The 14,810-nt window shown below is 68.3% G+C and carries 16 protein-coding genes; 9 read left to right on the top strand and 7 right to left on the bottom strand.

Going from position 1 to position 14,810, the window contains the following annotated elements; translation table 11 throughout:
* Nucleotides 1-126 precede the first annotated feature (126 nt).
* Complete coding sequence (locus AB0H88_RS22785) at nucleotides 127-1,386, top strand: ROK family protein (RefSeq protein WP_357647456.1); 1,260 nt, start codon at nucleotides 127-129, stop codon at nucleotides 1,384-1,386.
* A gap of 292 nt (nucleotides 1,387-1,678) precedes the next feature.
* Here AB0H88_RS22785 and AB0H88_RS22790 read toward each other — a convergent pair whose 3' ends face one another.
* Nucleotides 1,679-1,855: a hypothetical protein gene (locus tag AB0H88_RS22790; RefSeq protein WP_357647458.1), complete on the bottom strand. Its 177-nt coding sequence runs from the start codon at nucleotides 1,853-1,855 to the stop codon at nucleotides 1,679-1,681.
* Between the two features lie 68 nt (nucleotides 1,856-1,923).
* The gene (locus AB0H88_RS22795) at nucleotides 1,924-2,235 is read right to left on the bottom strand and encodes a hypothetical protein (protein WP_357647459.1); all 312 of its coding nucleotides are present in this window, start codon (nucleotides 2,233-2,235) and stop codon (nucleotides 1,924-1,926) included.
* Between the two features lie 204 nt (nucleotides 2,236-2,439).
* Between AB0H88_RS22795 and AB0H88_RS22800 the strand changes: the two genes are divergently transcribed.
* Complete coding sequence (locus AB0H88_RS22800) at nucleotides 2,440-3,681, top strand: transcriptional regulator (RefSeq protein ID WP_357647461.1); 1,242 nt, start codon at nucleotides 2,440-2,442, stop codon at nucleotides 3,679-3,681.
* Nucleotides 3,682-3,827: 146 nt separating this feature from the next.
* On the opposite strand, the gene AB0H88_RS22805 is transcribed toward AB0H88_RS22800, so the two are convergent.
* On the bottom strand, nucleotides 3,828-4,955 hold the full coding sequence (locus AB0H88_RS22805) for a serine hydrolase domain-containing protein (RefSeq protein WP_357647463.1): 1,128 nt from the start codon (nucleotides 4,953-4,955) through the stop codon (nucleotides 3,828-3,830).
* 229 nt (nucleotides 4,956-5,184) lie between these two features.
* On the opposite strand from AB0H88_RS22805, the gene AB0H88_RS22810 reads away from it, so the two are divergent.
* On the top strand, nucleotides 5,185-6,372 hold the full coding sequence (locus tag AB0H88_RS22810; protein WP_357647465.1) for a sensor histidine kinase: 1,188 nt from the start codon (nucleotides 5,185-5,187) through the stop codon (nucleotides 6,370-6,372).
* Complete coding sequence (locus AB0H88_RS22815) at nucleotides 6,369-7,037, top strand: response regulator transcription factor (protein ID WP_357647467.1); 669 nt, start codon at nucleotides 6,369-6,371, stop codon at nucleotides 7,035-7,037. Before AB0H88_RS22810 ends, AB0H88_RS22815 begins: the two co-directional genes overlap by 4 nt.
* A gap of 4 nt (nucleotides 7,038-7,041) precedes the next feature.
* Here the strand turns inward: AB0H88_RS22815 and AB0H88_RS22820 are convergent, their stop codons facing one another.
* The 4 genes from AB0H88_RS22820 to AB0H88_RS22835 all read right to left on the bottom strand — a co-directional run bounded on the left by AB0H88_RS22820 (nucleotide 7,042) and on the right by AB0H88_RS22835 (nucleotide 8,554).
* Nucleotides 7,042-7,587: a sugar-binding domain-containing protein gene (locus AB0H88_RS22820; protein ID WP_357647469.1), complete on the bottom strand. Its 546-nt coding sequence runs from the start codon at nucleotides 7,585-7,587 to the stop codon at nucleotides 7,042-7,044.
* A 49-nt stretch (nucleotides 7,588-7,636) separates the two neighbouring features.
* The gene (locus tag AB0H88_RS22825; RefSeq protein ID WP_357647471.1) at nucleotides 7,637-7,843 is read right to left on the bottom strand and encodes a hypothetical protein; all 207 of its coding nucleotides are present in this window, start codon (nucleotides 7,841-7,843) and stop codon (nucleotides 7,637-7,639) included.
* Entirely contained in the window at nucleotides 7,843-8,169 is a 327-nt protein-coding gene (locus AB0H88_RS22830; protein ID WP_357647473.1) for a LacI family DNA-binding transcriptional regulator, read from the bottom strand. Before AB0H88_RS22830 ends, AB0H88_RS22825 begins: the two co-directional genes overlap by 1 nt.
* Nucleotides 8,170-8,284: 115 nt before the next feature.
* Nucleotides 8,285-8,554, bottom strand: coding sequence for a helix-turn-helix transcriptional regulator (locus AB0H88_RS22835; RefSeq protein WP_357647475.1), 270 nt, complete (start codon nucleotides 8,552-8,554; stop codon nucleotides 8,285-8,287).
* An 85-nt stretch (nucleotides 8,555-8,639) separates the two neighbouring features.
* Here AB0H88_RS22835 and map point away from each other — a divergent pair, with 85 nt between their 5' ends.
* The 5 genes from map (at nucleotide 8,640) to AB0H88_RS22860 (ending at nucleotide 14,656) form a co-directional block, all read left to right on the top strand.
* Nucleotides 8,640-9,464: a type I methionyl aminopeptidase gene (gene map, locus AB0H88_RS22840; protein WP_357647477.1), complete on the top strand. Its 825-nt coding sequence runs from the start codon at nucleotides 8,640-8,642 to the stop codon at nucleotides 9,462-9,464.
* Between the two features lie 35 nt (nucleotides 9,465-9,499).
* Nucleotides 9,500-11,782: a tetratricopeptide repeat protein gene (locus AB0H88_RS22845; RefSeq protein ID WP_357647480.1), complete on the top strand. Its 2,283-nt coding sequence runs from the start codon at nucleotides 9,500-9,502 to the stop codon at nucleotides 11,780-11,782.
* A 158-nt stretch (nucleotides 11,783-11,940) separates the two neighbouring features.
* Complete coding sequence (locus AB0H88_RS22850; RefSeq protein ID WP_357647482.1) at nucleotides 11,941-12,423, top strand: hypothetical protein; 483 nt, start codon at nucleotides 11,941-11,943, stop codon at nucleotides 12,421-12,423.
* Between the two features lie 225 nt (nucleotides 12,424-12,648).
* Nucleotides 12,649-13,878 (top strand): serine hydrolase domain-containing protein, encoded by a 1,230-nt coding sequence (locus AB0H88_RS22855; RefSeq protein ID WP_357647484.1) that lies wholly within the window; start codon nucleotides 12,649-12,651, stop codon nucleotides 13,876-13,878.
* Nucleotides 13,879-13,993: 115 nt separating this feature from the next.
* On the top strand, nucleotides 13,994-14,656 hold the full coding sequence (locus AB0H88_RS22860) for a DUF4097 family beta strand repeat-containing protein (RefSeq protein ID WP_357647486.1): 663 nt from the start codon (nucleotides 13,994-13,996) through the stop codon (nucleotides 14,654-14,656).
* Nucleotides 14,657-14,810 lie beyond the last annotated feature (154 nt).

Here is a 14,810-nt window from a genome sequence, read left to right on the forward strand (position 1 = left end):
CCCGCCTGGGCGCGTGTTCAACCGAGTGATCGTCGCACTGGTCACGGCCGTCCTCACGGAGGGACGGGGTCTCCTGTGGACCCCGACGCAGTGGAAATGGAGTGAAGTAGCCGGGAGACTCGGATCATGAAGATCACAAAGCCTGGGGCGCCTAATGAGGAGACCCGCCGGACAAACCTCGGGGCGTTACTACGCCATGTCCACCTGAACGGTCCGACTTCGCGTGCCGTGCTCGGGGAGAAGCTGGGGCTGAACCGCACGACGATCATGGGGCTGACCGCCGAACTCGCCGCACTGAGCCTGGTCGAGGAAGGGCTTCCCCAAGACACCCACAGAGCGGGCAGACCGTCTCTGGTGGTCAGCCCAGACACTGATCGCGTATTCGTGCTCGCCTTTGATGTGGCAGTGGACCGGCTGCTGGCCGCGCGAGTGGGCCTGGGCGGCGTGATACTCGATCGCCGTGAGGCCGTGCGCCAACGCAAGTACCCCGACCTGGACGATGTCGTTGGAACTCTCGCCGAGTTCGCCCGCCAACTGCTCCGCGACGTTCCCGGCGATGCCGTGTGCGTCGGCATCGGCGCGTCGTTCTGCGGCATGATCCGGCCGGCGGACGGCACCGTGCGATTCGGGCCCAACACCGGCTGGGTAGATCAGGCGTTCGGGCCGGAACTTGAGCGCCGTTTGGCCCTGGGCCTGCCTGTGCGAGTGGGCAACGAGGCTCACCTGGGCGCGGTCGCGGAGAACCAGAGAGGCGCTGGGATCGGGTTCCGGAATCTCATCTATCTGCACGGCGATGTCGGCGTGGGCGGCGGCATCATCGTCGACGGCAAACGCCTGGACGGCAACGACGGCTACGCCGCCGAGGCCGGTCACATGATCGTGAACGCACATGACGGGCGGCCGTGCGGGTGCGGTTCGCGCGGCTGCCTGGAAGCGGAGGTCGGGGAGGACGCGCTGCTCAGCGCGGCCAACTGGCCCCCTGGGTTGATCGGGCGTGACGCGGTGGCGTCCGTGGTACACGCCGCTGAGCGAGGCGACGAATCCGCCAGAGCGGCGCTGACCCATGTGGGCGATTGGCTGGGTGTCGGGGTCGCCAATCTGATCAACCTGTTCAACCCGGGCGTCGTGGTCTTCGGCGGGATACTGCGCGATGTTTACCGAGGGGCCTCAGCACAGGTGCGGAATCGCATCGCCGCCAACGTACTGCCGGTTTCGCGCGAAGGAGTGAAACTGCGGATCGCTGCTCTTGGAGATGACACGACCCTTGTCGGCGGCGCTGAGCTGGGGTTCACCGAACTGCTGGACAATCCGGTCGAAGTCGCCAGCAGGGGATATCGTCGCCCGGTTGACGCCAGCGTGAAATCACAGGTTACAGACCTCACATAAGTGTCTCCGCTCTACCCCGGACGAGAGGCGCCGCGAAACGGACCCGATAACCGTACGAACTTTTCCGGCAAGCACAAGGCTCACGGCCCGCTCTTCCTGACCCTCACTCACCGATCTCGCCGGGAACCTGCCATGGAACTGGACGCGCCGCGTGGCCTACCCGGGCGCATGGCTCGCGCGCACGGCCTGGCGGGCGGGGCCGCAGTTCACGCCGGTTGACCGCGGCCGGTCCCGAGCACACGAAGCCCCGTCCGCCACTGAGGGGAACGGGGCCCGGCCGGACGGCCGACGACTACGGCAAGGCGTGAACGATTCTGACCCACACGGCTTCGGCGTCGCGCTGACAACCGCGAGCCGTCTCGGTCATGACGACTCGGTCGCCTTTCCGTTCAGTCCGTCGAATGACGTACTTGCCACCTTCGGTGCATAGCTCGTATTCGACATCGCCACGCACGATGGATTCCTTCATGCGACAGCGCGCGCCTTGACGGAAGTACGGTCGCCATTCCAGATCAGGGGGAAGATCTGGACTCACCGTCATTGTCCGTCGGCCGGTGTGTGTCGTAGCGGGTTCGGATGCTTGGTCGGTCCGTCGATTCTGCCGAGACTTCGAGACCACCGGGGATGCGTCTTGATCATGGCGTCGTACGCGATCACGTGTCCCCACCCACGATCGGCAAGCTCTTCGATCAAGTACGTCCACGCGAACATGAGATCCGTCGTCAGGATCGACGCCGTCACCCGTTCGGGCGTAGCCATGTCCGTGTGTGCTTCGACCAGGTAGACGTTCGGTGATTCCTTGCGGACGTAGACCAACATGCCGTTGATCTCGACGGCGACTTTGCCCACGTCTGCTCTAGTCTGAGTCATAGATCAGGACCTCACTTCCTGATCAAGGGAGCCGTTCGACGTGTCCGCGCCGACGGCTCCCGCCATGTCGGCAGGACTGCCCTTACAAACTCCAAGTCCACCGGTCGGAAGTACCCGCACACATGCTGCGTCTAGAGGACACTGGGGGACAGGAACGGACTCGCCGACCGGAGAGGTACGCGCGTGGCTTCGAAGCAGCGTCCGGCATGGGCTGAACGCTTGCGCAACGAACGGCGTAAGCGTTGGTGGTCACAGAACGACATGGCCAGCGAATTGGAGAAAGCAGCCGATAAACCTTTGCGCGCAACTCTCCCAGCTCGTTCATCGGTCATTCGTCGGATTCGCGACTACGAAGCCGGAACACATCAACCGCGCGACCCGTACCGTCTTCTTTACTGCCGTGTGCTCGGAATGGACGAAGACGAGTTGTTCGGCGACGGATCCGTTCAGCAAGAGCGAACCCCGAGCGATTTGCTCAGAGATCTATTGCGGGAAACCGAACCGCTTCGTCCCATCGCGAACCGCGCCGGTTCACGTCTCGGAATGAGCAATGTTGCAGACCTCAGCGCACGGGTTCACGGTTTGCGGCTCGCTGACGACGTTCTCGCCGGTGGTGATCTGATTCAACCCGCATTCCGCGAACTCGACGCCGCTATTCGCGTCTACCGAACAAGTTCGTACACGCAAGACGTCGGCCGTCGGTTGCTGACGACAATCGGCGAGTTCGCTCAAATCGCCGGTTGGGTCGCGAGCGATGCCGGACAGCACGAACAAGCCGCACGCACATACCGACTCGGGATCAGCACTGCGCATGAAGCCGGTGACGGAACTCTTGAATCCAATCTGATTGGATCGCTGGCGTATCAGATCTCGAACATCGGAGACGTTCACGAAGGGATCGCGCTCGCACGTGCGGCGCTGGACGCGGCCGGACCGGACGCACCGGCCAGGGCTCGCGCGCTCGCTTCGGATCGGCTCGCATGGGCACACGCTCGCGCCGGAGAAGCACAGTCCGCCATGCGGGCACTCGGCGAAGCTGAAACGGCACTCGCTCAGGGCAACGGAGACGACGAACCGGGTTACCTTTATTGGGTTGACGCTGGCGAATTGCAAGTGATGGAAGCTCGGTCCTACACGGAACTACGCCGTCCACTTCGCGCTGTCCCACTTCTTACCGACGTACTCGCTCGATACGACAGCACACATACACGCGAACTCGCGCTCTACCTTTCGTGGCTCGCCGTCGCGCTCGCCGACGCGAACGAACCGGAGGAAGCCGCGCGGACAGCGACGCGCATGTTCGCCATATCGGCCGACGTCGCGAGCGATCGAACCGCTCAGCGGGGGAACGTTGTTCGTGCGCGTTTGGAGCCTTACCGCGACGTGCCCGAAGTCCGGCAAGTATTGGAAGCTTCCGGGTTCTGATGCCGGCGCCGTTGAGGCCGAGGAAGCCGGTGATCCGCCCCGGAAGGACCTCGAAGGGCAGATGGTCGACGACCGGGGTAGATCCGTACCCTTTGGTGAGCTTCGCAGATTTGATCACCGGCTTTTGTCGATCGTGCGGAAGAGGGCTACGGCGCGCTGCAGGGGGGGACCGGCTTGCCGAGGGCGAGTGCGAAGGCGTTCTGGAGAAGCGGGTGGGGAGGAGCCGCCTGGTTCACGGTGCCGGTGATGGAGATCCGGCGGGCCGGCGAGTACATCTGGAACGCCCCCCAGGCGCCGTTGTGGAACCAGAACCTCTCCCCGTCGGCCCCGGCGCCTTTCTGGATGCCGAGCCCATAGGTCCCGCCGCTCTGCGGGGTGGTGGTCAGCATGGTGCGCAGGGTCGTGGGGTCCCGAAATACCGTGCCGCCGAACAGGCCGCGCATGAACGTGGTCAGGTCGGCGCTGGTGGAGACGAGGCCGCCGCCGCCGAAGGTGTCGAAGGTGGGGTTGAAGGAGAAGGTGTCCACGGTGCCCCAGTAAGGGTGCGACAGGGGGCCGCCGCGCGTCTTCTCCCAGTGCTCCAGATAGGTGTCCTTCATCCGCAGTGGATCGAGTATCAGGGTGCGATAGGCGTGCGCGAGCGGCTTGCCGGTGACCCTTTCGATGATGAATCCGGCCAGGACGTAGCCGGTGTCGGAGTAGTGGTAGCCCGCGCCGGGCTGGGAGTACGGCGCGCCGTTGGTGATCGCCCACTCGACGAGTTCCCGCGGAGTCCAGCTCTTGTGCGGGTGGGCGAACACGTCGTTCTGCCACCGGGGGTCGGTGGCGTAGTCGTACAGGCCCGCGGTGTGGTTCAGCAACTGCCGGATGGTGATCCGCGAGCCGTAGGAGACTCCGTCCGCCACGTTCACGCGACTCACCAGGCTCGCGTCGAGGTACTTCCCGATCCGGTCGTCGAGGCTCAGCTTGTGCTGTTCGACGAGCTTGAGGACCACGGCGGCGGTGAACGTCTTGGTCAGGCTCGCGATACGGAAGGTGTCAGTCGGCCGGAGATTCCGGCCGCCCAACGTGAACTTCCCGCTCGCGCCGTTGAAGTGCCTACGCGGCCCGGTGACGTCGAGGATGGCGCCGGGGACCGGTGGCTGGACGACGGTGTCGACGACGCACTGGAACCCGTGCCCTGTGGGCGTGGACGCGGCCGCTCCGGCCGCCGTCGTGACACTGACACAGAGCGCGACCCCGGCGGAGACCACCGTTCTTATGGACAGGTGCATGCGCAACTCCCTTTCGCGGTATTGGCGACACGCTTCTCCACGACCTTCATCTGGAAGCCCGCCGTGCCCTCAGACTGCCGGGCGGACGGGGTGGCAGTCGTCTGCCCACAGGGCACTTTCTGCGCTCTCCCCAGAGGCCCATGCGGTCGTGATCGGGACCGAACGTATGCCTGCGGGCATAGGCCGCGGGGCCGATGAATCACCGGGCGGACGCCGTTACCGTGGGCGTATGCACCTTGAGCCGCGCCCGCCGCTGATCAAACGGCTGCGGTCCAGCCACTGGCTGGCGCTGGACTACCTGGCCGCCGCCGTTTACGCCCTGTTCGCCCTGGCCATGCTGGCTCACGACCAGAGCGCGGCCCATCTGCCACTGGCCTTGGCCGGGACCGCGCTCGTCGCCCTGCCGGTCGCGCTCCGGCGGCGCCACCCGCTCGCCGCGTACGGGACGCTGCTGACGGCGCTGCTGGCGACTCCGGTGGCGGAGGGGATGGGCGTGCTGGCGATGGCCCCCCTGGCCTACGTCCTCTACCTGGTGGCGGTCGCTTGCCGCCTGCGTATCGCGCTCGCCGCGCTCGCCGCCTCCTTGGCCGTACTGCCGTCGGTGATGCTCCCGATCCACCCGAGCGCGGTCGTCCCCTTCGCGCTCGCCTTCATCACCGCCTGGACGGCCGGGTACGCGGTCGGCCAGCACCGCAGGTACGGAGAAGAACTCCTGCGGCACCGTTCCCGGCTGGCCGAGGCCGAACTGGACAAGGCCCAACGAGCCGTCGCCGAGGAGCGGATGCGGATCGCCCGGGAGCTCCATGACGTGGTCGCCCACAGCATGAGCGTGATCACCGTCCAGGCCGGGTTCGGTCATCTGGTCATCGACGACAAGGTCGCCGAGGCCCGCGCCGCACTGAGCGCCATCGAGACCACCGGCCGGGAGACCCTCGCGGAGATGCGGCGGCTGCTCGACGTCCTCCGCGCGGAGGATCCCTGCCATACGGCGGAGATTCCCGCGCTCGCCCCTGCCCCCCGGTTCGCCGACCTGGACCGGCTCCTCACACAGACCGCCAAAGCGGGTGTACGAGTCGATCTGACGGTCACCGGCAGCCCCCGCGACCTACCAGCAGGGATCGACCTGTCGGCCTACCGGATCGTGCAGGAGGCCCTCACCAACGTCGTGAAGCACGCCGGCACCACCGCCGCCCGCGCCACTGTCGACTATCAGGAGAGCGAACTCACCATCGAGATCACCGACCAAGGCCAGGGCTGTCAGGCCGCCGACGGCCACGCCTTCGGTCATGGCCTCATCGGCATGCAGGAGCGCGTACACCTCTACGGCGGCTGGTTCCGGGCCGCGCCGCTGCCGGAGCGCGGCTTCCAGGTCACCGCCCGGCTGCCCCTCACCGCGAGCGCGGAGAGCGCCGCATGACCATCCGGGTGGTGGTCGCCGATGACCAGGCCCTCGTCCGGGCCGGCCTGTGCGGCATTGTCGAGACGGCACCCGACCTGACGGTGGTCGGCGAGGCCGGCACAGGCATCCAAGCAGTCGAACTGGCCCGCCAACGACGGCCCGACGTCGTCCTCATGGACGTCCGGATGCCCGACATGGACGGTCTCGAGGCGACCCGCCTGATCACCGCCGGTTCACCCGGAGTGAGTGACGTACGGGTGCTCATACTCACCACCTTCGACCTGGACGAGTATGTCTACGGAGCGCTGCGCCGCGGGGCCAGCGGATTCCTGCTCAAGGACACCCCGCCGCTCGAACTGCTCGCCGCCATCCGGGTCATCGCGGCCGGCGACGCGCTGCTCGGCCCCGGCATCACCCGCCGGCTGATCGGGGAGTTCGCCGCCCGGCCCGCCACCTCGCCACCTCCGGCAGCTGACCTGCTGAAGGCGATCACCAAACGCGAGCGTGAAGTTCTCACGCTGGTCGCGGAAGGCCTCTCGAACACCGAGATCGCCGAGCGGCTGCACATCGGACCCGGTACCGCCAAGTCGCACGTGGGCCATCTGCTGACCAAACTCGACGCCCGCGACCGGGTCCAGCTCGTGATCCTCGCCTACCGCACCGGCCTGGTCACCGCCGCCTGACCAGCTACCGCCGCGTTCCGTCCTCGTGTCGTTCAGCTCGCATCTTCGGCGGCGGCCGGCCTGGCCTGGACCTGGTGGCCTGCTTGCCCCGTGCCTGCGGCCCGTACCGGGAGTCGCGGGCGCGTACCACGATCGTGGCCTCCTCGCCGGGGCGCGCCGCCTCCGACAGGTCGGCCGTGAACGGGGAGAAGCCGCCGCGGTGGCGGGCCACCTCGACGCCGTTCACCCACACGGTGGCGTCATGGTCGACGGCGCCGAAGTGCAGCAGGGTCCGGCGGCCCGCCCACGCGGCCGGGATCGTCACGGTGCGGCGGTACCAGACCGCCTCCATGAAGTCCGTGTGCCCGACTCCGGACAGCTCCGACTCCGGCGCGAAGGGCACGGTGATCGTCCCGGAGAGCTCACGTTCGCGCAGGCCACGCTCCAGGCCGGAGTCCGCGGCATCGATCTCGAACTGCCACGGCCCGTTGAGGTTGAGCCAGTCCTGGCGGACCATCTGCGGACGCGGATATTCCGGCCGGGGCACATCGTGGGCAGCGGAAATCGACATCTGGCGCCTTTCGGGTTTGCGCAAACATGGGATAAGTCAAGACCTTTTGCTACGTAGCAGAGAAGATGGCGTCCGGCATCGGCCGCCCGGCGTCCAGGTGCTCCTCGATCGCCGACTGACCGCCCCCGCGGGTCCAGCCGGCCCCGACCAGCAGTTCCTCGTACGCCGTCAGTCCCGCTTCCGCCAGCCCTTCGAGAAAGCCCCGTACCCGCATGCGTGCCGTCTGGCCGCCGTGGAGATCGTAGCCGAGCAGCATCAGCCGGCGCCTGCGTGCTCCCGATCCGAGCCGGTCAGCTCGATCAGCACCGTGTATCCGAGTGCCTCGGCCTCGCGCACGACCGGACCCGCGAGGTCGGCGAAGATGCGCGCCCTGAAGTCGGGCACGACGAGCGCGATGAGCCCCGTACGGGCGGACCGAAGGCTCCTGGCGGCCGCGTTGGGGACGTAGCCGAGTGCCGCCATGGCGTCGAGCACGCGCTGGCGCGTCTCCGGGCGGACGTACTCGTAGTTGTTGACGACATTGGAGACCGTGCGCTGGGAGACGCCGGCGGCGCGAGCCACGTCGTGCATGCTCACGGCCATCAGCGCAACGCCTTGCCCAGGGTCGGAATCACGGCCTTCATCGTAGTGTCGGCAACCGCCCGATCTCATCGGGATTTACGTCGCCGGCCGGCTTCGTGTCCGGCCGCGACGGCTGTTACGAGACGGCTTCCAGCGGCAGGTCGTTGCCGCGCCAGGTATCTGCCAACTCCTGAACCGGCACGTTGAGCGCCTCGCAGAGGCGGACGATCGTGCCGAATCCGGGGGACGGCAGTCGTCCAGTCTCGATCTTGCGCAGGGTTTCCGGCGAGATACCGGCCGCGTGCGCGACTTCTGCTAGGTCGCGTCCCGCTCGCGCGTGACGCAGCAGGGCGCCGAGACGCCTGCCGGCTTCGATCTGTTCAGGTGTGAGCGGTTGGCGGACCATGCTCCCAGGATAGGGTTGGTATTACTATACCGGCAAGTGTTAAAGTGTTGGTATAACTATACCAACACTTTGACGCGAGGTATTCGTGATTGAACTGAAGACGCCTGCGGAGATCCAACGCATGCATGTGGCCGGGCGTTTCGTCGCCGAGGTGCTCTCCGAGGTCGGCCGGCTCGCTGACGTGGGCGTCAACCTGTTGGACCTGGAGCACCACGTGCGCGGCATGATCAAACGGCGCGGGGCGGAGTCGTGCTACTGGGACTACTCGCCGTCCTTTGGCCGTGGCCCGTTCCGCAACGTCATCTGCCTGTCCGTCAACGACGCCGTCCTGCATGGCTTGCCTCACGACTACAAACTGCGCGACGGGGACGTGCTCAGTGCGGACCTCGCGGTCGGCATCGACGGCTGGGTGGCCGACTCGGCGCGCACGGTCGTCGTCGGGACCGCTGCCGAGGAGGACCTGCGGATCATCCGCGCCACCGAGGAAGCGTTGGAGGCGGCGATCGCGGTGGCACGTCCGGGCAACCGCGTGGGTGACATCTCGGCGGCCATCTGGGCGGTGGCCCTCGACTACGGCTATCCGGTCAACACCGAGTTCGGTGGCCACGGCATCGGCCGCACCATGCACGAGGAGCTCCACGTTTCCAACAAGGGCCGGGCAGGCCGCGGCCTGAAGCTCCGGCCGGGGCTGACCCTCGCACTCGAGCCCTGGTTCGCGCGTACGACCGACCAGATCGTCTACGACCCCGACGGCTGGACGATCCGGTCGGCCGACGGCTCACGCACGGCCCACTCCGAGCACACGATCGCCGTCACTGAGGAAGCCCCCTTGGTGCTCACCCGGCGTGAACCGGAGGCCCCCGCAACGAGGGCTGATGCCGCTGGTCGGCTATCCACAAAGGACGCCTAAGATCGGCGCGTGAACCTTGAGGGGGGCCGGCAAGAGTGAGCGAGGAGTTGGCGGAGCGGCTACGGCAGCTGCGTGACCTGACCGGACGGAGCCTGCGCGAACTCGCCCGCGACGTCCACGGCAGCAGCTCCTCGCTGTCGCGCTACTTCTCCGGCCAGGCCGTTCCACCCTGGCCGACGGTGGTGGCGCTGTGCAAGGCAGCCGGTCGTGACCCCAGGCCGATGCGTGAGGTGTGGGAGCGGGCCAAGGACGGGCCCCAGACGAGCGTGGCCGCCCCTGCGTCAGTGCGCAACGACCTGCCACACGACATCACCGCCTTCACTGGGCGCCGGGAAGAGCTCGCCGCCCTCCTCGGCGCAGCGCGGAACACGACGATGGTGGCGATCGACGGCATGGGCGGGGTGGGAAAGACCGCGCTGGCCGTACACGCCGCGCATCTGCTGACCGCCGACTTCCCTGGTGGCCAGCTCTACCTGGACCTGCACGGGTTCACTCCGGGCCGGGAGCGGATCGAGCCCGCGGAGGCGCTGCGCGTGCTGCTGACCGCGCTCGGGTTGCCTCCCGGCAGGATTCCCGACGGGGTCGCCGAGCGGGCCGCGCTGTGGCGGTCGGAGCTGGCGACGCGGCGCGCGATCGTGCTGCTGGACAACGCCGCCGACGCCGATCACGTACGCGAGCTGCTCCCCGGCGCCGGCCAGAGCTTCGTCGTGATCACCAGCCGTCGGCGGCTGGTGGAGCTGGACGACGTCCAGCCGATCTCGCTGGACGTCCTGCCGGCCCAGGAGGCGGCGGAGCTGTTCGCCGCATCCGCGGGCGGGACCCGGCCTGGTGACGTCGGCGAGGTGCTGCGCCGATGCGGGAACCTGCCGCTGGCCATCCGGGTGGCCGCCGCGCGACTGCGGCACCGGCCCGCGTGGACGCTCGACACCCTGGTGGAACGGCTGCGCGAGGGCGAGTTGGCGGTGTCGGAGGTGTTCGGGATGTCGCTGCGGCAGCTCGACCCCGCCCAGCGGCGGATGTTCGGGCTGCTGGGGCTGGTGCCGGGCGAGGACATCGACGCCTACGGCGCGGCCGCCCTGGCCGGGATCCCGCTGGGCAACGCCCGCTGCCTGCTGGAGGACCTGGTCGACGTCCATCTGGTCCAGGAGCCGGCGGCGGGTCGCTACCGGATGCACGACCTGCTGCGGCAGGTCGCCCGCGCCGACGATGCCGCAGCCGACCCCGTACCGGCGATCGCCCGGCTGGGCGACTACTACCTGAGCGGCATGCTGGCCGTGAAGAAGCTGATGGAGATCATCATCCCCCTGCCGGTCATCGTGTCGCAGCCACCTCCCGCGCTTCCCGACCTCCTCGGCTACGACACCGCTGTCGACTGGCTGGACACCGAGTGGATCAACATCACCGCGACGTTCGAACTCGCCGTGGAGTTGCGCATCGACGCGCCGGCGGTCGGGCTCGGCCAGCTCGCCACGATCTCCCACGCGCGGCGCGGTGGCACGGCGCAACTGGTCCACGGGCTCAGGATCAGCATGCCCGCCGCCGAAAGGCTCGGCGAGCGCCGCATGCTCGCCTCGCACCGGTACTTGCTGGGCGCCGTGCTGATGCGCGTCGGCCGGCTGGAGGAGGCGGTGCCAGAGCTCGAGACGGCCCGCGTACTGATGGCCGCGGAGGGCGACATCATCGGCCAGGCCATCACCCTCCTGCAGCTGGCGGAGATCCGGGAGTACGCCGCCGACGCCGAAGTCGCCGTCGAACTCCTGCGCCAAGCGGCCGCACTGCTGCCACCCTGCGAGGCCGCCGCCCGCGTGCGGGTGTGTACCGGGCTCGGCCAGGCTCTGGTGCAGCTGGGCAAGTACGGCGAGGCCCGCGAGATCGTCTCGGAGGTGATCGAGACCGCGCGCGGGCTGGACCGGCAGACGGAGCGCATGTGCCTGGACGTGCTCGGCCGGGCGGCACTCGGCCTGAGTGACGTCCAGACCGCCCTCGATTTGGCTGAGCGGGCCGTCGCGCTCAGCCGGGCGACACGCCATCCGATCTTCGAGGCGACCAGCCTCACCGACACCGCCGTCGCCCTGCGCCACCTCGGTCGCGCGGAGGAGGCAACGGCCAGGCACGCCGAGGCCATCCGGATTCTCGAACGCGCCGGTGAGCGGCATCGGATGGTGCGCAGCCTCCTCCCGTACGCGCGGGCCTGCCTGGCCACGGGCGATCGGAACGCCGCGGCGCGGCACTTCCAGGAGGCGCTGGAGATCGCCACCGCGGACAGCCTCAGCTATCTGGTGTCGGCGGCGCGTGCGGGTCTGACCCAGGTGTCCTGAGCCTGGCCCGGGTGTCCCGTCCCGTCCCGGGACACCCGCGCGACAGCCGCCCGTCGGCGTGACAGCGCAGGTCAGCCGGGCATCGGTGGGATTTCCCTTGTCCCGGAATGCCTGTCATGGCTTGTCCCGGACCGGCCTCCGGATCGAAGCTCTGGGCCATGCACACGACGTCTTCCTTGCTCGCCGAGCTGGACGCGCTGCCCGTCCGGTGGGAAGTGGACGGGACACTCGCCGCGCCCGTCACAGCGATCGCCCCGCTCCTGCTCGCCGTCACCGAGGGGCGAGTGGGTGATGACAACCTGCTGGTCCTGGCCAGGGCTTCGGCGGCACGACAGGGTGCGATGACCGTCGTGGCCGGGTCCGGCGCCGGCACCTACCGCGCCGAGCTCGCCGGAGCGCTGGAGCCGGTGGAGATCCAGGTGGATCAGGCCCAGTCCATGCTGGCGGTGCGGAGCTGGTACGCCGGGGTGCACGCCGCCACCGCCTGCCCCGCAGGCACCCGGGTGACCCATCGCGTCCACCAGGTCTTTCCCGGCCATCCGGGATTCGCCGCCGGGATCGCCGAGATCGGCCTGCGTGCCCGCATGTCACGCGATCTTCGGCAGGTGCTGGGGGTGATCGCCGACCGGCTCGGCTGCTGACCTGAGCAATTCAGATCAGGGGCCGCGTCAGGACGGCAACGGCCCGATATCAGAGCGGTCGGCGATGGTGAACGCCATGAACGGTTCAGCGATCGCGGTCTTGGGGCTGCGAACTGGGCCACGCCGAACTCACTCCCGACCCTCGTGCGTCGCTCATGGAAGCCCATGAGCGACGCGCTGGGGCGGGTCTCGCAAGATCGAACACTGTAGGCAAGGAGATTGACCATGGGAACTGGCAACAGCGGCCTGTCCGCAGCGGGACTGCGCAGACTGCACGAGGTGCTGGCACGGTATGTCGGTTCCGGGAAGATCCCCGGACTTGTCGCCCTGGTCAGCCGGGGCGGCCAGACGCACGTCGAGGCGCTCGGGACGATGCTCCATGACGGTGGCGCGCCGATGGGCCGGGACACGATCTTCCGGATGGCCTCCACGTCCAAGCCGGTCACGATGGCGGCGGCGATGATCCTGCTCGATGAGTGCAGGCTGCGACTGGACGACCCGGTAGATGAGTGGCTGCCCGAACTCGCCGACCGTCAAGTGCTCAAGCGGCCCGACGGCCCGCTGGACGACACCGTCCCCGCCCGGCGGCCGATCACCGTGCGGGACGTGCTGACCTCCACGTTCGGTCTCGGCGTGGATCTGCCGTTGATGGGCTCCCCCATCATGACCGCCGTTCTCGAGCGGTCCAACTACGACCCGGACGCGGGGCCGGCACCCGAGCCGGACAAGTGGATGCGCCGCCTCGGCGAGCTGCCGCTGTCGTACCAGCCCGGAGAGCGCTGGCAGTACGACCTCGCCAGCGATCTGCTCGGCGTGCTCGTCGCCAGGGTCACGGGCCGGCCGTTCGAGTCGTTCCTGCGAGAGCGCGTCCTGGACCCGCTGGGGATGACGGACACCGCCTTCCACGTGCCCGCCGGCAAGATCGACCGGCTGCCGCCTGTCTACTTCCCCGACCCGGAGACCGGGGGGTTCCACGTGTGGGACGAGGCTGAGGGGGGACGGTGGAGCCGGCCGCCGGCGTTCCAGTCAGGCGGCGGCGGGCTGGTGTCCACCGTGGATGACTACCACGCCTACTTCCGGATGCTGCTCAATGGCGGGACGCACGAGGGCGAGCGCATCCTGTCCCGGCCGGCGGTGGAGCTGATGACCACCAACCGCCTCACCTCCGAGCAGAACGCCGCCCGCAACGCCCTGGCCCGCGACAACGTCCATCTGAGCTTCGGCCAGGGGCAGCACGGCGGCTGGGGCTTGGGGATGGCGGTGCGCGCCTACTGCGGCGACTACGCGCCGATCGGCCAGTTCGGCTGGGACGGCGGAACCGGCACCTCGGCCTACGCCGACCCGCACAACCAGCTCACCGGAGTCCTGCTCACCCAGATCGGGCTGGCCACCCCGGATCCGGCCCGGCTCATCCACGACTTCTGGACCACCCTCTACCAGGCCATCGACGACTGACACCGAGTTTCATCGATCGTTTCATCGATCGAAATACCCCTGGGCACCTCCAGGACGGCATTCCGCCATCCGTACCTTCACCTGAACGTCAGAACAGATTCCATAGGAGCACACGATGCACACGTTCGACACCCCCGCCCCGATCACCACCATCCTGGACATCCCCGCCGGACGCGTCCAGTTCATCGCCGCCGACCGAGCCGACACCACCGTCGAGGTCCAGCCCGCCAACGCCTCCAAGAGCCGTGACGTGAAGGCGGCCGAGCTGACCACGGTCGAATACGCCGACGGTGTCCTGCGGATCCAGACCGCGACGAAGAACCAGTACCTCGGCCCCACCGGCGCCATAGAGGTGACGGTCAACCTGCCCGCCGGCTCCCAAGTCCAGGCGAAGACGGGCAGCGCCGAACTCCGGACCGTCGGCCGCCTCGGCGACGTCGCCTTCGAAGGCGCCTACCACCAGATCAAGCTCGACGAGATCGCGAGCCTGCGCCTGACCGCGACCGACGGCGACGTCGAGGTCGGCCGGCTGGGCGGTCCCGCGGAGATCAGCACCGCACGGGGCGACATCCGGATCGCCGAGGCCACCGGCGGCAAGGTCGTGCTGCGCACCCAGTCCGGCGACATCTCGGTCAACGCCGCCGCCGGCGTCTCGGCCGCCCTGGACGCCGGCACCACCCACGGCCGCATCACCAACAACCTCAAGAACAACGGCACCGCCGAACTCGACATCCACGCCACCACCTCCAACGGCGACATCACCGCCCGCAGCCTGTGACCCGCAGCCCCTGAGAAGCAGAACCATGACGAACCTGGCCATCACGGCGAACAGGCTGCGTAAGTCCTACCGCGACACGGACGATCCCGGCACTGTCTCACCGGCCAGGTAGGTCAGGTCCATGGCGATGCGGGTGCAGGCGTGCGAGGCGGTG

This window comes from Nonomuraea sp. NPDC050680, from assembly GCF_040654555.1.
Taxonomy (GTDB): domain Bacteria; phylum Actinomycetota; class Actinomycetes; order Streptosporangiales; family Streptosporangiaceae; genus Nonomuraea.